This is a genomic window from Bacillus sp. Y3 (assembly GCF_008123875.1).
Lineage (GTDB): Bacteria > Bacillota > Bacilli > Bacillales > Bacillaceae > Bacillus > Bacillus altitudinis.
Genome location: NZ_VSSC01000009.1, coordinates 134,224 through 153,640 on the forward strand (window position 1 = coordinate 134,224; position 19,417 = coordinate 153,640).

Here is a 19,417-nt window from a genome sequence, read left to right on the forward strand (position 1 = left end):
ATGGGCAATCTCCATTTATAATAAAAAAATAAACCAACTGGTCGGTTTTATTTGTCCGTGTGAAGAAAAGCAAGGTAGAAGGGATTGTTCATAGATGACAAGTACACAAAGCGGGGCTGGAAAAAGTGAAAAGACGAAGCAGAAAATTGTCACCGCTTCACGTGATTTATTTGCGAAAAAAGGATATTCCGAAACATCCGTGCGAGATATTTTAGAGGCGGCTGAGATTAGTAAAGGCAACCTTTATCATCATTTTAAAGGAAAAGAGTTTTTGTTCCTTCATATTATGGAAGAGGATCATCGATTCATGATGGAGACGTGGCATGAACAGAAACAAATGCTGCGCCGGGCCATTGATAAGCTCGCAGGATTTGCAGAGCTGCTTAGTCAAATGGGGATTAACTATCCTCTAATGAGAGCGAGTGAAGAATTTTGCGCCAGTGCATTTACATCAGATGAAGTCATGGAGCGGCTGAACAAGATTGATGTAGACTTTGATGATGTGATGAGAGACATCCTGCTTGAAGGAAACGAAGATGGTAGCTGGTCGATTCAGCATGTTGAATCAAAAGTGAAAATATTACTTTCCGTATTCTATGGATTAGACGTGTTATATAAAAATGACACGATGCAGCAGAAAAAGGAATTACAAAAAGAGGCGATCTCATTGTTTATTCACGGAATCAACCATCATGAGTAACAAGTGAGTCAGTAAAGGGGAAACAAACATCATGCAAAAACCGATTCGTGAGCAAAAAGCCGTACTTGTTATTTTATTAAGTAATATATTTATTGCGTTTTTAGGCATCGGTCTGATCATACCTGTCATGCCGCTCTTTATGAATGTCATGCATTTAACGGGCAGTACGATGGGATATCTTGTGGCGGCGTTTGCCGTTGCACAGCTCATCGCATCACCTGTTGCAGGGAGATGGGTAGACCGCTATGGAAGAAAGATTATGATTGTGTCAGGCCTTTTTCTATTTGCGTTATCAGAACTCGTTTTTGGCTTAGGAACACACGTATATGTTCTGTATTTTGCAAGGGTTCTTGGCGGTATTAGTGCAGCATTTATCATGCCGGCTGTCACTGCCTATGTCGCTGATATCACAACCGTTCAAGAAAGATCAAAGGCAATGGGGTATGTATCCGCTGCTATTAGTACCGGATTTATCATCGGCCCGGGAATTGGCGGATTTATTGCAGAATATGGCGTTCGCCTGCCGTTTTTCTTTGCAGCAGGGATTGCATTTATTGCTGTGATTTCGTCTATGTTTATGCTGAAGGAACCATTAACAAAAGAAGAGCGAGAGAAACAAATGGATCAAGTGAAGGAATCGACCTTCTTTAAAGACTTGAAAAAATCGATTCATCCAAGCTATCTCATCGCCTTCATCATTGTCTTTGTGCTGGCGTTTGGACTATCTGCATATGAAACGGTCTTTAGCTTGTTTACAAATCACAAGTTTGGATTTGGTCCGAAGGATATTGCGATTATCATTACCGTCAGTTCAATTGTAGCCGTCATCATCCAAGTCCTCGTGTTTGGTAAAATGGTGAATGCGCTTGGGGAGAAACGAGTTATTCAACTATGCTTGATTGTTGGAGCAGTTCTCGCTTTTGTTTCTACAGTCGTGTCAGGCTTTATGGTTGTGCTGATCGTGACGTGTGTGATTTTCCTTGCGTTCGATTTATTGCGCCCTGCACTCACGACCTTCTTATCAAAAATCGCTGGCAATCAGCAAGGATTTGTCGCAGGGATGAACTCTACCTACACAAGCCTTGGTACGATTTTTGGCCCGGCACTTGGCGGCATATTATTCGATCAAAATATTCATTTCCCATTCCTGTTTGCAGGTGTTGTCTTATTTCTTGGGTTAGGCTTAACCCTTATTTGGAAGGGGAAGGCGACAGAAGAGGCATCAGCAGAATAATAGAAAAGAGACCTTTCAAATAAGGTCTCTTTTTTTAAGGCTGCGGCTTCAGGTGATTCAGTGCCTGCGCCATTTTTTGATTTTGCTGCTTTTTGTAAAATAGAAAGGCGATGATATGGCCTACTAATGTGAGAAAGGCAATACCGAAAAAATAAGGCATGATCCATTCGAGCAGTGCAGTCGAATATAAAGCGACGGCTCCTACTTGAAATCCTAAATTGACGACAGTGGAGATCAGAATGTTGATGGGTGCTGGAAAGGTAAAGTAGTTCCATAGTAAAGGATACATGACCCCAAAGACGATGCCTGCCAGAGTACCGATGGCAATGATGTGCCACACGTAATGAAAAGGGATAGAGGATGACCATTGAGTGATGGACAGGATGAGTGTCAGCCATACGATAGAGACAAAAGCTGTTTGCATAAATTGATGTTTTAGTTCCTTGATCATTTGAATCGCTCCTTTATATATTTGGCGTAATGACGACTGACGGTGTAACTGTTTTTCGAGATGGTTTCGACCTCTAAGCGAGCGTACGTACCAGCGACAAAGCTGTCGACTTGCGCTAAATTGAGAATGACTGCATTGTTGATACGATAGAAATGTTCACGCTCTAACGACTTCAGATCCTTCAGCCGTTTGCTCAGAAAATACGTCATTCCTCCGGTTGTGATCACCTTTGACATATGTCCAAGCGCAGAGATCGCTTCAATTTGTTCTAATGGTAAAAGAGACTGCCGATCATTTTTTGGATCTTTGACCGTTAGAGATGTACTAGTCTCCAGCATTGATGCCATCTTTTGTAAACGTTCTTGATTATGTGGATGGCTGATGACGTCTACTTCCGTCAAATCCTTTTCTTGATTCCAGAAAAAACGAAATTTCATTCATAAACCTCCTCTCACAATGAGCATAGCAATAGATGAAAGCGAATGCGATTGAATGTTGCTTTGATGCAGAAGAATTCTTTTTGTTGCAAAGATTCACCGCGTGTCTGCGGCTTTCCTTTATAATGAAAAGATACTCGTTCGTGAATGGAGGAATGATGTTGTATCTTGTAGATCAACAAAGGACAGGAGCGGTAAAAGAGGAAATTCGGCGGATTGATCCTGCCTATCCAGTGTTCGTAGATGCGATACTCGATGGGGTGATAAAAGGAGATTTATATGTGGATCACCGAGATCACCCGTGTGTCTATTTTGCAGGGACGACAACCGGCATTTATTATGTCGCAGGCAGGACAGAAGCAGCACTTTCATTATGTTCAACGTTCATTGTGGATGTTTATAAAAAGCAGAAAAGAGAGAACAGACGGTTCACTTTGTTTTCAGCAAATCCAGCATCAGATGAGATGATGAAAAAATGCTTCGGTTCCCAACTGAATGAAATGCAAAGACATGCGTATTCTTATGACTTGACCTCTCCTGATCTGATTGTGCCTGATCAAGATGAAATGATCAAACGCACGAATGAACAAGTCATTGCCGCTAGCAAAGTATTCCCATCCAGCTATTATGAAGCATATTGGGGAGGAGTAGATCACTTTTTATCTAATGGCGTCGGAGTTGCCATCTTAAACGGTGAAGACGTGGTCAGTGAATGTATCTCTATTTTTTCAAGTGAAAAACGAGTGGAAATCGATATTTGGACAGATGAAGCCTGCCGTGGAAAAGGGTTGGCTTTGTTAGCAGCTCAGCAAATGATCAGCATCTGTGTTGAAAAAGGGAAGACACCGCATTGGGATTGCGATGTCCATCATGCAACCTCGGCCAAATTGGCAGAGAAGCTAGGTTTTCAGTGGACAAAGACGTATCGCTTATTTTATGCCTCACGCTGAAAAGGTTTTGAGATACCAAGCATCCATGGCAGAATGCTCTGAGCCTTCAATCGGTGCAGGAAGAAGAGAGAAGTCATACCGTTGATAAAGGCCAGTAGCAGCTGTTAATTCACTGCGGGTTTCTAAATAACAAGCATCGTAGTATGTAGCAGCATATTGCAGGGCCGTATCCATCAGTTTCTTGCCCGCACCTTTGCCTTGTGCTTTTGGGCTTAAATAAAGCTTTTGCAGCTCACAAATGCCATCTGTGAAAGGGGCAATGCCAACGCCACCAACAATTTCACCATGTTCTTCGGCAATCCAATAGGCTGCATGAGTCAATGATTGATAGTATTCGAAAAGCTGATCAAGGTGTGGGTCTGTGTAGGCTGTACCTTCAATCGCAAGATTCGCTGATTCTAATGACTGGCGGATAATGGCCGCGATAAAAGGATTGTCCTGCTTTTGAATCGGTCTAATATTCATTGGGAAAACCTCCGTTGTCAAAGGATAAAAAAGAAAAGGAGTGGATGCGATATGTTCTGGCTGCAAACCGCTATTTTTACTGTCATTGTGCTCTGTCTCTCGTGGTGGGCGGGAAAAAGACGTAGGCATCGCCATGCCGGGCTGATTGTTCCGATATGTATCACTATGTTTGGATTGCTCTTATTGATCGGCAGTTTCTTCATTGGTAGATGGGAAGGGATGGCGCTCAGTATATCAAGCGTCTCTATCGTTCTCTCTTCTATCATTTGTTTGATCATCGTTACAGGGCTCCATTTGTTAAAAAAGATGACCCTTCGTAGGCTGGGACATCTTTATGATTTGATTCTATCGTATTCCTCACGAAGGATGCCCATCATGATGACATCCGAATAAGCACCGTTGAAATAGAGCGCTTGACGTCTTTTTCCTTCATATTGAAATCCGGCTTTCTCATAGCTTCGAAAGGCTCGTGGGTTATGGGAAAAAACTTCAAGCTCAAGCCGATTGAGTTCTAACGTCTCAAAGGCAAATGTTTGAACCATCCGAACAGCCTCAGTGCCATACCCTTTGTGGAAATGCTCTGGACCATGCAGCGCAATGCGGAAACTTGCCGTATGGTTTATCGGATCAATATCCACAATCGCCGCATCCCCGATCATTTCTTTCGTGTCTAGCAGACAAATAGCAAAGTCTCGTCTACTGTCATCCTGCAGAAAACGGGTATAGGCTGAACGAATTTCTTCTAGTGTGAACGTTTTTCGTGTGCCAGTCATATAAAGTGTTTCTGCATGCTGGCATCCTCTATGAATACCGGGGTAATCTTGCTCTTCAATCGGTCTCAAAAATAATCGCGTCATGATGGATCAGCCTCCTCTATATATCGGGAGATTTCAATTAAGTTCATATCAGGATCACGGATATAAATGGATTCAATCGGACCTAATGCACCAGAACGTCTGACCGGACCTTCTTCAATTGGAACAACCTGCTTTCGAAGATGAAGCAATAAACTGTCTATATCTAAATCGGTGATAAAACACAGGTCAGCAGATCCAGGCTGGGGATGAGCAGCTTTTGGTTCAAATTCATGACCCGCTTCATGAAGGTTGATCTTTTGTAAGCCAAAACGAAGGGCTTTACGGCCTTCTCCAAAAGTTTCTTCCTTCATTCCTAATACGTTTGTATAAAAGCGAATGGTTTCCTCCATATGTTGTACAGTCAACACGATATGATCAAGTCGTCGTATCATCAGTCTCTCCTCCAAGTATGATCATTGTTTGAACTGCTTCTATTATATCATCCCTTGAAGAAGATACCTTATTTGATCACGGTTTTATAACTCCAGCTTTCTAGGGACATGTTTTCTCCGTGCAGTACTCTCTCATCAAACTCCGTCCACCCATTTTTTCGATAGAAATGACGATTGGCCTCATTGTGTGTAATCAGTGTGAACAGTCCGCCGCCTTGCCGGGCGATAAAGGGGAAAAGACATTGCTTTAGCATACGGCTTCCAAGTTTTTTTCCTTGTTGGTCTTTTGCAACGACAAGAGCTTCTAAATACCAGTAAGGTTTCTTTAAGGAAGAACACGCTTTTTTTGCCTCCTTTAACATACGGAACACATGCTGAATCGCCGATATGCCACCAGTAAAGAGTAGCTTTAACCCACCAGATAACACATAATCCATGAGTCCTGGTTCAGGAAGACGGGGATGTTTTAACAGGGCGGCAGACACAATTTTCTCGTTCTCAACCCCGACCAAACAGATTTGATGCTGAAAATATACCTTTGTATTGATCAAATGCAACTGACGGGCGAAAGCAGAACGCTTGGTCACCTTTTCGCATAATAAATCAAAAAATGAATAGTTCTGAAATGAATCATCTAACAACGCTGCCACTTGAGGCAGTTCATCCTCTCTAGCAAGTCTGAATTGAAGCATATGATGGTCCTCCTTTTTTTGAACAGATATAGATTATTGAACATGTGTTTATTATAATAAGAGGAAAATAAACCGAACATCGGCAATGAATGATCTCTTGTTCATAAATAGACAGGTATAGCCAGATTGTTCAAAAATGGAGGGTGTTTGATGAAGGATAGACGAACAATCAAAACCAAAAAGGCGATACGGGAAAGCTTTCTTGAGCTTTTAAAGGAAAAAGATGTTCAGCAAATTACAGTATCAGAGCTATCTAGAAGAGCGGATTTAGGAAGAGGGACCTTTTATTTGCACTACCAAGATGTATTTGATTTGCATGAACAGCTTGAGAAGGAACTATTTAATCAGCTTGGCGGACTGTACGATGAATCGTTTCCAAGCCAGGACCCGCTTGATATGCTGTCCTTTTTAAACAAAACAACTGAGTATTTAAAAGAAAAACAATTCATGATGACGTTATTTGTCAAACCGAATAGCCCAACGACGAATCAATTTAAAGCGTTTTTTAAAGAAAAAATCATGAAAGAGTGGCAACTTGATCAGCGTCAGATTACGGAACGTGAACAGATTGAGGCTTCATTTGTTGTGTCTGGTGTTGTTGGTGTACTGGAGGAATGGATTCATGAAGGGATGACAGTCGAAGCAGGGAAGCTTGCACACGTCTTGTACAAGCTTCTTATGAAGGTAGAACAGGAATCGTAAGAAATGAATTGATCATATATCCTTTTTCTATTCTTTCTGTTAAAATGGGAATGTACGTTCTTATTTGAGGCGGGGAGTGGTGAGATTGAAAAGGAAATTACTATTTTATGGGGCAATGAGCATTGATGGATATTTAGCAAGGGATGATCACCGTTTAGATTGGCTCATAGGAACAGAGGGCGAAGAGGATACGAGATATGAGGAATTTTATGTTTCAGTCGATACGCTGATCATGGGACGGAACACATACGAACAGGTTCTAAAGCTCTCATCTGATGGGTTTCCTTATGAAGACAAGACATGTTATATCGTTTCTCGCACTTTACAAGACAGTCATACAGGAACCCACATCGTTCGTGAAGATGTTCTCTCTTTTATCAAACATTTAAAAAATGAAAAAGGCCAGCATATTTGGATTTTAGGGGGCGGGGAACTGCTTCAAGCATTATTAAAAGAAAGATTAGTCGATGAGCTGTATCTCCAAATCGCACCTGTCATGATTGGAAAAGGAATCCCTCTTTTCCCTCCAACTGAACAGGAATCTAGATTTTCATTACAACAAGTGAATCAATACAAACAAATTGCTGAAATGCATTTTGTGTTAAAAGAAGACCACTGAATCACAGGGGTCTTTTTTTAATCAAACAAACACGTTGACAAGAAAATATCCTAGTGTTAGGATAAATTTATCCTAGTTTTAGGATTTATTGAAAAAGGAGTAGTTGCCATGGTGCAGCAAGATCAGGAATTAGACTTAAGGCTTTTCCGAGTGTGGATGAAAGCCTACCATGCCCTTTTTGCAAACATCCAAAAAGACATTGAACGTTATGATATCGGATTTGAAAACTTTCAAATTCTTGAATTACTGTATAGTAAGGGACCGCATCCCGTTCAAAAAATTAGTGAGATTCTATCCATTCCAAGTGGGAGCATCACCTATGTGGTCAACAAATTAGAAAAACAAGAATTAGTCAAAAGACAATGTGCACCTTCTGATAAACGTGTATTCCATGTATTACTGACAGATAAAGGGAAGCAGTTATTTGACGATATTTTTCCAAAACACACAGATGTCATATCACAAAATCTGTCCTTTATCGAAACAGAGGAAAAAGAGCAGCTCATTGAATGGTTGAAAAAAATCGGTTTAGGTGCAAAACAACTTCACGAAAAGGGGAAACAAGATGACACACAGCTTTGATACATTGGTACGTGAAAGACGATCAGCATCAAATTTTTTGCCAAATATCTCGATTTCGAGAGAAGAGCTTAATAGTATCTTTGAAGAAGTGAAGTTGGCACCTTCAGCCTTTAATTTACAGCATACGCAATATGTCGTCGTCCAATCAGAAGCGCTTAAAGAGCAAGTAAGAGATGCTGCATTTGGACAATATAAGGTGCATTCCGCTTCAGCAGCGATCATTGTGCTCGGCGATCCGAAAGCTTATGAGCAAGCAGGAAACATTTATGAAGGCCTAAAAATGCTCGGCATCTTAAATGCGCAACAATATGAGGAAATGGTCAGAGAGACGATGAGTTTTTATGTGCAGAGAGGATCAGACTTTCAGAAAGAAGAGGCGATTCGAAATGCTTCATTATCTGCCATGCTATTTATGCTTGCCGCCAAAAACAAGGGATGGGATACTTGCCCAATGATCGGCTTTGACCCCGAAGCAATGAAAAAGGTGTTAAACATCGAATCAGATTTGGTTCCTGTATTAATGATTACACTCGGAAAAGAAAAAGTAGAGAGCAGACAAGCGAGAGGCTACCGCAAGCCGGTCTCTGAATTTGTGACATATTTATAAGATAGGGGGTTCCATTCATGGAACTAGGAATTAGTACATTTGTAGAAACAACACCTGATTTTCAAACAGGAAAAACAGTCAGCCACGCACAGCGCATTCGTGAAGTAGTAGAAGAAATTATTTTAGCAGATCAAGTGGGTCTCGACGTTTTTGGTGTAGGAGAGCATCATCGTGAAGATTTTGCCGCATCAAATCCAGCAGTCGTATTAGCAGCTGCGGCAACGCAAACAAAGAATATTCGTCTGACAAGTGCCGTAACTGTTCTTTCATCGGCAGATCCTGTTCGTGTGTTTCAAGATTTTGCGACATTAGATGGCCTTTCTAACGGGCGTGCAGAGATCATGGCTGGCCGTGGATCATTTATTGAATCGTTCCCGCTTTTTGGCTATGACTTAGATGATTATGAAGAATTATTTGAAGAAAAACTAGATTTACTGTTGAAATTACAGCAGTCAGAGCGTGTGACATGGAGCGGTAAGCACCGTCCTTCCATTCAGGATGTCGGCGTATATCCAAGACCTGTTCAAGATCCGCTTCCCATCTGGATTGGCAGTGGAGGAAACAGAGAATCTGTCGTACGTGCTGGATTATTAGGATTGCCACTTGTCCTTGCCATTATTGGCGGCAGCCCTAGACAGTTCGCACCGCTCGTGCAGCTCTACAAGCAAGCTGCGATTCACGCTGGACATGATCCTGAGAAATTAACGGTGGCATCCCATTCACATGGATTTGTTGCGGAGGAAACAGAATTGGCAGCAGATCAATTCTTCCCTTCTACACAGCATGTCATGAATACATTAGCAAGAGAACGAGGCTGGGGACCTTATACCCGTTCTACATTCGATGCAGCAAGAACATTAGAAGGTGCATTGTATGTAGGAGATCCAGATGCCGTAGCAGAGAAAGTGATTCATCTGCGAAAAAATGTAGGCATTACGCGCTTCATGTTGCACGTACCGGTCGGTTCAATGCCACATGATCAAGTGCTGAAAGCTATTGAGTTATTTGGAAAAGAAGTGGCCCCTAAAGTAAGAGAAGAGGTTGCCCGCTGGGAAGCCGAACAAGCATAACAAAAAAGTCGATCAAGCCTATTCACTTGATCGACTTTTTCTCATGTTTAAGGCTCAGCGATACATGGTTTCACTGTAGGGCATGTGGATGCAGAAGCAAATGGTGTGGCCGTCAAGGTGAAGAGGAAAACAAGTTGAAAACAGATAAGCCATTTTTTCATGAAATCACCTCCGTTATCAATTGTTTCACTAGAACGAGGTGAGGATAAAAGCATAGAAGTATGTAACATCCTCTATCCAGCATAAGACAATCATATCATAATTTTCAAAAAAAATGAAAAAATAACTTACGAAAGTTCTAAATTATGGTATGGTTAATATGTTCAACAAAAAAAGGGAGGGATTTTTGTATGAAAAAGGTCATAACTTCTGTTTTGGTTGGAGCAATTGTTTTAACGGGTGCGGGTGTCACCGCTGTCCCGGTAGAAGCGAAGGGGAAAGTAAACAGTGAAGTTACGGTACAAGCAAGTCGAACCGTCTCGGAAACGAGAACATATACGACGTCAAACATCCCATCAAGTATTACATATGCAAAGGATGGATGGGTCGGTATTCTCTATCAATCGTCAATTGAAGAGTTAGGTTTAGGAAAATATAGAGTTACCTTTACTGGAACGGTTGTACGCGATCCAGGATTTAATTAAATAAAATAAAGCTGACAGGTGGACAAGCCTGTCAGCTTTTTTTAATGGGGATAATAAAGAATCATTTGCATCCGTACCATCTGTTCTCCTGATTGTTTATACTCATGGGCACGGTCAGCTTTAAACCGAATCGAGTCGCCAGCTTGTAATGTGTATTGCTCATCACCGATTGATAAATCAAGTGCTCCCTCAAATACGGTAATCAATTCCTCTGTACCGCCGATATGTTCTTCCGCACTTAACGACCCATGAGGATCAATTTCTACCTGATAGACTTCAAATTTTCTCAGGTCATCAAATGGGAACGTCGTATATACCCGATACCTTCCCTCGTCCTCTGTTAAAACTTGTCCTTCTTCTTTTCGCACAAACTTAATCTCAGGCTGCGGTGCGTATATGAGTTCACTAAAAGACACCTTCAACCCATTGGCGATTTTCCACAGAGTGGTGATGGTTGGTGTGGATTCTCCTCTTTCGATTTGCCCAATCATCGTTTTACTCACACTTGTTACCTCAGCCATCTTTTCTAGGCTTAATTTCTTTTGCTCTCTTAGCAGTTTGACATTTCTAGCAATAATCGATTGTACATCCTCCATCAAAAAAACTCCTTTCTGAATTTACTTTATAACGACTTAATAGTACAATAAAACGTAATATATACACAATAAAGACTTTTAAGTCTAAATAACGTATGAGAAGGAGGTAACAGTTTGATTGTTTCCATGTTGATTTATGCTTTTGTTACCAGCTTTACCCCTGGACCGAATAATATCATGGCGATGGTCTTTACGAATAAATATGGGGTCAAGCAAACATTTCGATTTTGTTTAGGGGTTGGGATCGGATTTTTGGTCATTTTATGTTTGAGCGGTTTCTTCAATATGATTCTTTATCAAGTCATGCCGAAAATCGGCTGGGTCATGGCTTTCATTGGAGCCGGTTACATGATCTATTTAGCTGTCAAAATCATGAGAAGTAAAGGCGGAGATGACGAAACACTAGACCGCTATAATCATTTTATCCCGGGGATGCTGCTGCAATTTATTAATCCGAAAGCCATCTTGTATGGGTTAACCGTCATTTCCACTTTTGTTCTGCCGTATGGACAGTCCAATATGCAATACATGTTGTTGACGTTGATTCTCGCCATCATTGGTTTTTTAGGAACATTTAGCTGGAGTTTATTTGGCTCTGTATTCAAGCGTTTTTTGACTCTTTATCAGCGGCCGTTCCAGTTCGTCATGGGGCTGCTGCTTATGTATAGTGCGATTTCGATGATCTGGAGTTATGTCATGTAAGCGGTCAGGAGACTGGCCGCTGCCTGCCCATCACAACCGTATCATAATACATGCCGTCCGCCAGCCGTTTATCTTTTTTTAACAAGCCTTCAATCTCAAAGCCATAGTGTTCATATAAACGAATGGCTTTTTGATTGGTTTCCATTACTTGAAGTGACATCTTTTGAATGCCTTGCTGATCTGCCCAGTCGATCGATGCAGCTAAAAGTTCTTTCCCGATGTGATAGCCCCAAGCGGCCTTCTGTACAGCGACGCCAAACATTACTTTGTGAGCAGAGCGCTTAAGAGAGTGCCCTTCGCATCTTGAAAAACCGACAATGTCTCCTTCAATATCTGCAACTAAAAAGAGATGACGGCATTCCTTGGAATCCTCTTGAATCAACGCCTCGAACCCTTTCTCATCAATAAAAGCTTCACCCGGTTCACGATCTAAATATTCGGTTTCACCATCGATTTTCAGTCTGAGAGCTGATAACTGTTGGGCATCTGCTGATGCAGCAGAGCGAATACGATAAGTCACACCACGTACAGTGAACATACTTTCAGAAATGATCATTGAACAAACCACCAACCTTTCATTCCATTATGTCTATCATACCTGAAACGCGCACACAGCACACTCAGATGTTTGGTTCTTTTTGGTGTCATGGCGTAGATCTTACCCTTCTCAGATGATTTAATAATAAAAAAGATTGTAGAAAAACATGAGTTTCTCTACAATCTCAATGTAAATAATAAAAAGTTTCACATTTTTAGATTTCTAGATAAACAATCCTTTTAGATTGTTGTCCGAAATCAAATCTCATGTACCTTCAATCCGGATTATATTTGGTGCCTCTGAATTGTAATCGAGGTAATGTGTGCAATTCCAAAAAGTGTTCAATTCATAGTTATCGCCCGATTCGTCTTTAAAATAGTAATCATAATGCTCAGTATTAGTGATGATCAGGCGGTATTTGAATATTTTACGAGGGCTATGATATGGATTTCGATCATATAAAGCATATTCTGTAATGGCTGCTGTTTGCTTTACTTCATTACTAGTTTTTTGAACCGCTGAGTTTTTTACAGGCCAATTTACAGAAATACTAAAAGGTTTCTTATTTGAAACCCGATTTTGCGTTTCATCATCTAAAGGCTCATCTTCCACATAGCCAACTCGATATATTCCTCCGTTTTCATTTTCATATTCTTTCCAAATGATATTCTGCTCATTGTCATTTGTATCAGTCATTATTCTTTTCATCCTTTCTTATATTTCTATTAATAAGATTTCCATAGCAACTTATTAATATTCGTGGTAGTTCAAATACGAACAGTAAACATGTATTCACGAATACATCGATCTGACGACCACCCTTTCGTCTAATCACTGAAACGTCCACACAGCACACTCAGATGTTTTGTCATGTGCAAAAAGGCTAAATAAACAGTATCAAACGTGGAGGTGGAACAAATGAGTGAACAAAATGGACATATGGATAAAGCGAAAGGAAAAACAAATCAAGTCAAAGGTCAAGTGAAAGAAAAACTTGGCGAAGCGACAGATCATGAAAACCTGAAAGCAGAAGGAAAGAAAGATCAAGTAAAAGGAAAGCTTCAAGATAAAAAAGGTGAGGTGAAAAATAAGCTGAATCAGTAGTTTGCGTATACTTACACTCGCCCCATGTATCCATCATCACATTCCTTTCATCAATAAAATCAATAGGTGTGTGAAAAGAATTGATTATAAATTCTCGCTTCCGTCATGTAGACTTTAAATAGAAGACATGAACAAGGGAGATGGATAACTTGGAGCAAGTATGGGGGAAAGTTGACGAGTATATCAAAGACAAATTGATGGCTAAAGATGACGTATTGGAGCAAACTCTTATCAAGAATAAGCAAGCCGGGTTACCAGAAATAGATGTGTCGCCGGCCCAAGGAAAACTACTTTATTTGTTAGCAAAAACCAAGGGTGCAAAGCGCATTTTAGAAATCGGTACACTTGGCGGTTATAGTACCATTTGGCTTGCCCGTGCACTTGAAGAAGATGGAGAACTTTTGACATTAGAGGCTGTCAGTCATCATGCAGAAACAGCACAGCAAAACATAGACAGAGCAGGCCTAGCAGAACGTGTCACCATTTTACAAGGAAAAGCGTTAGATACTTTATCTCAGTTAAAAGAGCAGGATACGCTCCCGTTCGATTTGATTTTCATTGATGCAGACAAACCAAACAACCCGCAATATTTGAAGTGGGCGTTACACTTCTCAAAAAAGGGAACAGTCATTATTGCAGACAATGTGGTCAGAAATGGGGCAGTTCTCCATGCCTCTGATCAAGATGAGCGAGTGAAGGGAACGCGTGAATTTTTCGATTTACTCAAACAAGAGTCGAGAATTGAAGCAACCGCTATTCAAACTGTTGGCGAAAAAGGCTATGACGGCTTTATATACGGTATCGTAAAATGAAAAAAGCTTAACCGCATCCGGTTAAGCTTTTTCTATTAGAAAAACCATCTAGCTGTGCCCATCAGCATGACGCCTACTAGAACGGTGAGGGACAAGCTTTTTGTCCAAACAGCGATTAACACAGTTGGAACCAAGACAGCAAGGTACATCCAGTGAATGGTGACGCCTGCTGTAGTATGTATGAATAGATGCTCTGCAATCAAAGCAGTAAATATACAAATGGGGATAAATGATAACCATTTGAGCACCACTTCGGGCATCTGGATACTCCTTACAAATAAAAATGGAACGACTCTTGGGATGATGGTCACAATCATACAGCCAAGAATGAGCCATAACATAAAACTGCTAATCATTTATCTGTCACCACCCCAATAGTGGCAACAAGCACAGTTGCCAACAAAACAGCCACGTGTGAAGGAACAAAATGAAGCAGCACAAACATCGCAACAAACATATATAAAACAAGTGACAAGCGATGGGTTAGCTTATTTTTTGGCACCGTCTGTAAAGAAAGAATGAGCAGCGCAGCAAACATCGCGGATAGGGCAAAATCAAGACCAAGCGCCTCTGGATTTGAAATCCAGTGTCCGAATATTCCGCCAAGTGTACACGCAGCAATCCAGCATAAATAAGCTGTAATATTCAGTCCATGCATCCATCTGTTATTCAATTTTCCTTGCTGTGCTAATTTATTCATCGCTACGCCAAAGGATTCATCAGTAAGCAGAAGGCCAAACCCGATGTTCTGCTTTACAGAGTAGCGTGTAAAATGAGGGGCAAGCGTAAGACTGAGTAACAAATGCCGTAAATTGACAATGAACGTGGTGAAAATAATAGCGGAAAGGGGGCTTCCTGTCACAAGTAATGCACAGATGATAAACTGTGAAGCGCCAGCATATATAAAGATAGATAACAGCGCGATTTCCCATATACTTAACTGCGAACTAATGCCAACAATTCCAAAGGCAAACCCAATGCTCATATAACCAAGCAAGGTTGGCACACAATCTTTTATTCCCTCAAGAAACGATTCGTTTCCGGCAGTGGGAATGTGTTTCCTAGCTTCAACATCCAAATACCTCTACTCCTTTTCTGTGTAAACATCAATTGTTTTACTTACTATAAGAAAACGAATTCATCATGTCAATCCTATCGAACTTCTATTATATGAAGAAAAATGGCGATAAAAAAGGATTGAAGTGAACCAGATTTTGTTATAAAGTAATCAGAAAATAAAAACAATTGGGGTGACTGATATGCAATGGAAGCCTTTATTTGAACATGATGTACCAAATCACCTCCGTCCATAACGGAGAGTGATCTCCGTTTGTGGATATCGCAGTGAATATATCCGTAACGGAGGGGAAAAAATGAATGAAAAATATATAGGAGCCCTTTACTTAGCGTTAGCTGCTAGTATTTGGGGCGGTATGTATGTAGTAGTCAAAGTAACAGTTGCGGTGGTCCCGCCACTTGAGCTCGTCTGGATGAGATATGCAATAGCTGGAGTCGTTCTTGTGTTCACGGTTTGGCGTTTGGGCTACTCTTTTCGGTTAGACAAAAAGGATATCCCGCTGATTGTGGCGATTGGATTGATTGGCAACTTTCTCTCGATCGTGACCCAAGAAATTGGCACAATGTATACGTCTGCACAAATGGGTGCCGTCATCACATCGGCCACACCTGCTTTTATGGTGCTTTTCGCTTTCTTTCTATTAAAAGAATCTTTCACAATGAGAAAGTGTGTCTCCATTCTGCTTGCTACAGTAGGTGTGCTGACGATGATTGGGCCTGTCGCTGTTCAAACGGATGAGTTTGTTGGCGGTCTTTCACTGGTTATTGCTGCATTAACATGGGCGCTCATGTCTGTTCTTTTGAAACGAGTTCCAGGAAAGTATCCTCAAGTAGTGACGACAACATATGCGATCATTGTGGCCTTTATCGTATTAACACCACCTGTCTTGTTTCGTTTGCCTCATCTTGATGTGCATCAAATGGCAAGACCGGAAATATGGGGCGGCATTCTATATCTAGGTATCATCTCAACGGCCCTTGCTTTCTTTTTGTGGAATAGAGGGCTTCAACTGATGGACGCTTCAAGCGGTGGTCTGTTTTTCTTCTTTCAACCAATCGTTGGCACGGTCCTTGGATGGATGCTTCTAGGTGAAGAGATGGGCTTACGTTCGTTTGTTGGGATTTTATGTATTTTCGCAGGTGTATATACTGTCCTGCGTCAGAGAGAGTAAGATGAGATTCCCCTTGAAGAAGGGGAATTTTCTTTACAATGAATAGATGAGAGTTTCATAGAAGGTGGAGGTGAGCAGGGATGATCCAGTATCCATTTTTGCAAAAAGGACAAACGATTGGGGTGACAGCACCGTCCTCAGGTGTGCAACCCTCTTTGCATGAGATGTTTCAACTGTCTTGCGATCGGATGAAAAAAAGAGGCTATGAAGTCATATGTGGAGAGACAGTATGGCAGCAGGAAAAAGCGAAATCAGCCCCTGCAATCAAGCGAGCAAATGAGTTGCAGCGGATGATGACTTATCATGAGGTTGACCACATCATCCCGCCATGGGGCGGTCAGCTGCTTATTGAAGTGTTAGAGCATCTTGATTTCTCAGTGATGCAAAAAAAGTGGATTCTTGGTTACTCAGATACAAGTCTCCTTCTATTAGCTTTGACATTAAACACAGGCATTGCGACAGCGCATGGACCGAACCTGGTGGATCTTCAGGGGGAAGAGCTTGATCAGGTGACGGCTATGTGGGAACAAATACTTTCCACTCCAGAGAAAAAGGACGTTACTCAATTTTCTTCTGATATGTATCAAAAGGAATGGCAGTATGACCATCCAAGCATACATGTCTTTCATTTAACCGAACCAACCGCATGGCGTACTGTTGATCACTTAGAGACGACGATCAAGGGAAGACTGATGGGTGGCTGTATTGATGTGATCCGGCACTTAGCTGGCACGCCTTTTGGAGATGTCAAAGCTTTTCAAGAAACATACCTGAAAGGTGAACCCATTCTATGGTATTTTGAAAACTGTGAATTAAATGCTGCGAGCATGAAGAGGTCTCTTGTTCAATTAAAACTAGCAGGCTGGTTTGATCATTGCTCTGGCATCATGTTTGGCAGGAGTGCAGTGGACACTCCTGTGGAAGGATATGAATATACGGATCTATATGAAGAATTGCATAAGGAATTACAAATACCGATTGTTTACGATATTGATTGTGGACACGTACCGCCTCAAATGACCCTCATTAACGGAGCATATGCGGAGGTGCAGTTGCAACAAGAAGGTAAAGCCGTGCTGAAGCAGACATTTTTGCCATGAAAAAAGGAAAGGGCGCCCCCTTTCCTTCATAAAAAACATTACATTCCTTTTGTTTCTTCACCTGCTTTTGGAACTTCCCATGCAGACTCTCGGAATACTTTTTCCCATTTAGAGACGACAATACAGGCAACCGCATGTCCAGGAACATTCACGCCTGTTCGAGCCATATCCATAATCCGATCAACCCCGGCGATAATAGCGACACCTTCTGCTGGCAGACCTACTGCATGAGCTGTTGCCAAAAGAACAACAAGTGAGCCAGACGGGACAGCTGCAATGCCTTTACTTGTTAAAACAAGGACAAGCATCATGAGGAGCTGCTGTGATAAACTCATATCGACACCAAACGCTTGTGCAAGAAACACACAGGAAACCGATAAATATAAACTTGAACCATCGCAATTAAGAGAAAGACCTGACGGGATGACGAAGGAAACGATTCTTTTTGGACAGCCGTATTTCTCCATTCGTGACATGAGCTGTGGAAGAACAGTTTCTGTACTTGTAGTAGAAAAGGCCACTAAAAACAAATCCCAAATCATTTTCAACACTTCGAAGTAGTTAAAACGGAAGATCAGTGCGACAAGAGGGAACAAAACAAATAGAATAATAAACAATCCTAAGAAGACAGTGCCAACAAGTTTCATCATAGGAATGAGTAAAACAATGCCGTATTGTCCGACAGAAGCTGCCATTAATGCTAAAACTCCAATAGGAGCTGTCACCATGACCATTTGTGTGAGCTTAAACATAATTTGTGCTACTGATTCAAAGAAGGTAAGGACAGGAGCGGAAGCTTTCCCAATGCCGCTTGCGGCTACACCGAATAAAATAGCGAAGAAAATCACTGCTAGTAAATCATTCTGAGCCATGACATCGATGATATTGGTTGGAATGATGTCTAAAACCATCTGTTTAAAATCGACGACCTTTTGAGTATAACCATCGAGTTCCCCAATATCTTTCTTAGCTAATTGAGAGAAATCGAGTCCAACGCCTGGCTTTAACACGTTGGCCAATAAAAGTCCGATTCCAAGAACGATGGTCGTAATGACTTCAAACCAAATGATTGTCTTTAATCCGAGACTGCCCATTTTCTTCATTCCACCGCTGCCAGCTGCGCCGATGACAATCGTAGAGAAAACAATAGGGACTACAATCATTTTAATCAATCGGATAAAGCCATCCCCAATGGGCCGCAGTGCCATTCCGAAATCAGGGAAGAAGTGGCCGATAAGAGCTCCTATCACCAAAGCGATCATGATTTGAAAAGCGACAAACTTTTTCATCATCTCCTACCTCCTTTAAATGCATGGAAAATATTAATAATTTTCCAATAAATAAAAATTCTAGGTGGCCATGTTTTGTCCTCCTTTGGATTTAGAAAGATTTTATTTAAGAATCATTGGAATTATGAAGAAAGAAATGAAAATAGGGCGATTGAAACTCTATTTATCTAACAAAAGAGCACTTCTTAAAAAACATTAAACTTTTTTAGAAAAATGTATTGACCCTTTTGTGTGATCCATGGTATATTTTTATTCGTCGCTGATGACGCATCTGAAACACTGATGCTCAGACAGATACGATAAACAAACTTCAAAAAGATGTTGACTTAATAAAAACGATATGTTAAGATAATTAAGTCGCCTGATTAAGCGCCCGTAGCTCAATTGGATAGAGCGTTTGACTACGGATCAAAAGGTTAGGGGTTCGACTCCTCTCGGGCGCGCCAATAACATTTAACCACGCGGGTGTAGTTTAGTGGTAAAACCTCAGCCTTCCAAGCTGATGTCGTGAGTTCGATTCTCATCACCCGCTCCATTTTAAAAGATGATCTTTGAAAACTAAACAAGACAAAACGTACCTGTTAATTCGAGTTTTTATAAAAAAATCCTATGATACATCATAGGT

At 41.2% G+C, this 19,417-nt stretch carries 27 protein-coding genes and 2 tRNA genes; 17 read left to right on the forward strand and 12 right to left on the reverse strand.

From position 1 onward, the window contains the following. The first annotated feature begins 94 nt into the window (after positions 1 to 94). Positions 95 to 700: a TetR/AcrR family transcriptional regulator gene (locus FXF70_RS17715; protein WP_008346724.1), complete on the forward strand. Its 606-nt coding sequence runs from the start codon at positions 95 to 97 to the stop codon at positions 698 to 700. A gap of 31 nt (positions 701 to 731) precedes the next feature. Then, on the forward strand, positions 732 to 1,934 hold the full coding sequence (locus tag FXF70_RS17720; protein WP_048001233.1) for an MFS transporter: 1,203 nt from the start codon (positions 732 to 734) through the stop codon (positions 1,932 to 1,934). Positions 1,935 to 1,968: 34 nt separating this feature from the next. Here the strand turns inward: FXF70_RS17720 and FXF70_RS17725 are convergent, their stop codons facing one another. Together FXF70_RS17725 and FXF70_RS17730 are read right to left on the reverse strand one after the other, a co-directional pair. After that, positions 1,969 to 2,385 carry a hypothetical protein gene (locus FXF70_RS17725; RefSeq protein ID WP_148780858.1) on the reverse strand — a complete coding sequence of 139 codons (417 nt, stop codon included), beginning with the start codon at positions 2,383 to 2,385 and terminating at the stop codon, positions 1,969 to 1,971. Beyond that, a complete protein-coding gene (locus tag FXF70_RS17730; RefSeq protein ID WP_148780859.1) occupies positions 2,382 to 2,822 on the reverse strand; it encodes a LytTR family DNA-binding domain-containing protein in 441 nt (146 codons plus the stop codon). Before FXF70_RS17730 ends, FXF70_RS17725 begins: the two co-directional genes overlap by 4 nt. 161 nt (positions 2,823 to 2,983) lie before the next feature. Between FXF70_RS17730 and FXF70_RS17735 the strand changes: the two genes are divergently transcribed. Continuing rightward, entirely contained in the window at positions 2,984 to 3,772 is a 789-nt protein-coding gene (locus tag FXF70_RS17735; RefSeq protein ID WP_148780866.1) for a GNAT family N-acetyltransferase, read from the forward strand. On the opposite strand, the gene FXF70_RS17740 is transcribed toward FXF70_RS17735, so the two are convergent. Further along, positions 3,764 to 4,237, reverse strand: coding sequence for a GNAT family N-acetyltransferase (locus tag FXF70_RS17740; protein WP_008346715.1), 474 nt, complete (start codon positions 4,235 to 4,237; stop codon positions 3,764 to 3,766). The two genes, FXF70_RS17735 and FXF70_RS17740, sit on opposite strands and share 9 nt — an antisense overlap. A gap of 51 nt (positions 4,238 to 4,288) precedes the next feature. On the opposite strand from FXF70_RS17740, the gene FXF70_RS17745 reads away from it, so the two are divergent. Beyond that, positions 4,289 to 4,630, forward strand: coding sequence for a YesK-like family protein (locus tag FXF70_RS17745; RefSeq protein ID WP_148780860.1), 342 nt, complete (start codon positions 4,289 to 4,291; stop codon positions 4,628 to 4,630). Here the strand turns inward: FXF70_RS17745 and FXF70_RS17750 are convergent. The 3 genes from FXF70_RS17750 to FXF70_RS17760 form a co-directional block, all read right to left on the reverse strand. Beyond that, a complete protein-coding gene (locus tag FXF70_RS17750) occupies positions 4,570 to 5,094 on the reverse strand; it encodes a GNAT family N-acetyltransferase (RefSeq protein WP_065459923.1) in 525 nt (174 codons plus the stop codon). The two genes, FXF70_RS17745 and FXF70_RS17750, sit on opposite strands and share 61 nt — an antisense overlap. Further along, on the reverse strand, positions 5,091 to 5,486 hold the full coding sequence (locus FXF70_RS17755) for a VOC family protein (protein WP_008346708.1): 396 nt from the start codon (positions 5,484 to 5,486) through the stop codon (positions 5,091 to 5,093). The genes FXF70_RS17750 and FXF70_RS17755 overlap by 4 nt, the downstream gene beginning before the upstream one ends. Before the next feature lie 68 nt (positions 5,487 to 5,554). Then, positions 5,555 to 6,178, reverse strand: coding sequence for a GNAT family N-acetyltransferase (locus tag FXF70_RS17760; RefSeq protein WP_008346706.1), 624 nt, complete (start codon positions 6,176 to 6,178; stop codon positions 5,555 to 5,557). 150 nt (positions 6,179 to 6,328) lie between these two features. Here FXF70_RS17760 and FXF70_RS17765 point away from each other — a divergent pair, with 150 nt between their 5' ends. From FXF70_RS17765 to FXF70_RS17790, 6 genes are all read left to right on the forward strand, one after another. Beyond that, positions 6,329 to 6,880, forward strand: a complete 552-nt coding sequence (locus FXF70_RS17765; RefSeq protein ID WP_148780861.1) for a TetR/AcrR family transcriptional regulator — start codon at positions 6,329 to 6,331, stop codon at positions 6,878 to 6,880. Between the two features lie 115 nt (positions 6,881 to 6,995). Then, complete coding sequence (locus FXF70_RS17770; protein WP_395947872.1) at positions 6,996 to 7,499, forward strand: dihydrofolate reductase family protein; 504 nt, start codon at positions 6,996 to 6,998, stop codon at positions 7,497 to 7,499. A 108-nt stretch (positions 7,500 to 7,607) separates the two neighbouring features. Beyond that, on the forward strand, positions 7,608 to 8,081 hold the full coding sequence (locus FXF70_RS17775; RefSeq protein ID WP_007496406.1) for a MarR family winged helix-turn-helix transcriptional regulator: 474 nt from the start codon (positions 7,608 to 7,610) through the stop codon (positions 8,079 to 8,081). Then, the gene (locus FXF70_RS17780) at positions 8,065 to 8,688 is read left to right on the forward strand and encodes a nitroreductase family protein (RefSeq protein WP_039170198.1); all 624 of its coding nucleotides are present in this window, start codon (positions 8,065 to 8,067) and stop codon (positions 8,686 to 8,688) included. Before FXF70_RS17775 ends, FXF70_RS17780 begins: the two co-directional genes overlap by 17 nt. A gap of 17 nt (positions 8,689 to 8,705) precedes the next feature. Continuing rightward, on the forward strand, positions 8,706 to 9,758 hold the full coding sequence (locus tag FXF70_RS17785) for an LLM class flavin-dependent oxidoreductase (protein ID WP_024719164.1): 1,053 nt from the start codon (positions 8,706 to 8,708) through the stop codon (positions 9,756 to 9,758). A gap of 350 nt (positions 9,759 to 10,108) precedes the next feature. After that, entirely contained in the window at positions 10,109 to 10,402 is a 294-nt protein-coding gene (locus FXF70_RS17790; RefSeq protein ID WP_008346693.1) for a hypothetical protein, read from the forward strand. Between the two features lie 41 nt (positions 10,403 to 10,443). Here the strand turns inward: FXF70_RS17790 and FXF70_RS17795 are convergent, their stop codons facing one another. Beyond that, a complete protein-coding gene (locus FXF70_RS17795) occupies positions 10,444 to 10,998 on the reverse strand; it encodes a helix-turn-helix domain-containing protein (protein WP_025206820.1) in 555 nt (184 codons plus the stop codon). Between the two features lie 114 nt (positions 10,999 to 11,112). On the opposite strand from FXF70_RS17795, the gene FXF70_RS17800 reads away from it, so the two are divergent. Continuing rightward, on the forward strand, positions 11,113 to 11,700 hold the full coding sequence (locus tag FXF70_RS17800) for a LysE family transporter (RefSeq protein WP_007496397.1): 588 nt from the start codon (positions 11,113 to 11,115) through the stop codon (positions 11,698 to 11,700). A 4-nt stretch (positions 11,701 to 11,704) separates the two neighbouring features. Here the strand turns inward: FXF70_RS17800 and FXF70_RS17805 are convergent, their stop codons facing one another. Then, positions 11,705 to 12,256 carry a GNAT family N-acetyltransferase gene (locus FXF70_RS17805; RefSeq protein ID WP_148780863.1) on the reverse strand — a complete coding sequence of 184 codons (552 nt, stop codon included), beginning with the start codon at positions 12,254 to 12,256 and terminating at the stop codon, positions 11,705 to 11,707. A 246-nt stretch (positions 12,257 to 12,502) separates the two neighbouring features. Further along, a complete protein-coding gene (locus FXF70_RS17810) occupies positions 12,503 to 12,934 on the reverse strand; it encodes a hypothetical protein (RefSeq protein ID WP_017366694.1) in 432 nt (143 codons plus the stop codon). A gap of 222 nt (positions 12,935 to 13,156) precedes the next feature. Between FXF70_RS17810 and FXF70_RS17815 the strand changes: the two genes are divergently transcribed. Together FXF70_RS17815 and FXF70_RS17820 are read left to right on the forward strand one after the other, a co-directional pair. Next, a complete protein-coding gene (locus FXF70_RS17815; protein ID WP_041092893.1) occupies positions 13,157 to 13,342 on the forward strand; it encodes a CsbD family protein in 186 nt (61 codons plus the stop codon). Between the two features lie 149 nt (positions 13,343 to 13,491). Continuing rightward, positions 13,492 to 14,154: an O-methyltransferase gene (locus FXF70_RS17820; RefSeq protein WP_025206822.1), complete on the forward strand. Its 663-nt coding sequence runs from the start codon at positions 13,492 to 13,494 to the stop codon at positions 14,152 to 14,154. Positions 14,155 to 14,189: 35 nt separating this feature from the next. Here the strand turns inward: FXF70_RS17820 and FXF70_RS17825 are convergent, their stop codons facing one another. Together FXF70_RS17825 and FXF70_RS17830 are read right to left on the reverse strand one after the other, a co-directional pair. Beyond that, on the reverse strand, positions 14,190 to 14,510 hold the full coding sequence (locus tag FXF70_RS17825) for an AzlD domain-containing protein (RefSeq protein WP_008346681.1): 321 nt from the start codon (positions 14,508 to 14,510) through the stop codon (positions 14,190 to 14,192). Beyond that, positions 14,507 to 15,232, reverse strand: coding sequence for an AzlC family ABC transporter permease (locus FXF70_RS17830; protein WP_046342784.1), 726 nt, complete (start codon positions 15,230 to 15,232; stop codon positions 14,507 to 14,509). The genes FXF70_RS17825 and FXF70_RS17830 overlap by 4 nt, the downstream gene beginning before the upstream one ends. Before the next feature lie 295 nt (positions 15,233 to 15,527). Here FXF70_RS17830 and FXF70_RS17835 point away from each other — a divergent pair, with 295 nt between their 5' ends. Both FXF70_RS17835 and FXF70_RS17840 read left to right on the forward strand, forming a co-directional pair. Continuing rightward, entirely contained in the window at positions 15,528 to 16,403 is an 876-nt protein-coding gene (locus FXF70_RS17835; RefSeq protein ID WP_148780864.1) for a DMT family transporter, read from the forward strand. Positions 16,404 to 16,483: 80 nt separating this feature from the next. Beyond that, entirely contained in the window at positions 16,484 to 17,503 is a 1,020-nt protein-coding gene (locus FXF70_RS17840; RefSeq protein WP_148780865.1) for a S66 family peptidase, read from the forward strand. A gap of 38 nt (positions 17,504 to 17,541) precedes the next feature. Here FXF70_RS17840 and gltP read toward each other — a convergent pair whose 3' ends face one another. Further along, a complete protein-coding gene (gltP, locus tag FXF70_RS17845) occupies positions 17,542 to 18,792 on the reverse strand; it encodes a glutamate-aspartate/proton symporter GltP (RefSeq protein WP_024719154.1) in 1,251 nt (416 codons plus the stop codon). 369 nt (positions 18,793 to 19,161) lie between these two features. Between gltP and FXF70_RS17850 the strand changes: the two genes are divergently transcribed. Next, positions 19,162 to 19,238 (forward strand) — tRNA-Arg (locus FXF70_RS17850). A 15-nt stretch (positions 19,239 to 19,253) separates the two neighbouring features. Then, positions 19,254 to 19,327, forward strand: a tRNA-Gly gene (locus FXF70_RS17855). The last annotated feature ends 90 nt before the right edge of the window (positions 19,328 to 19,417 follow it).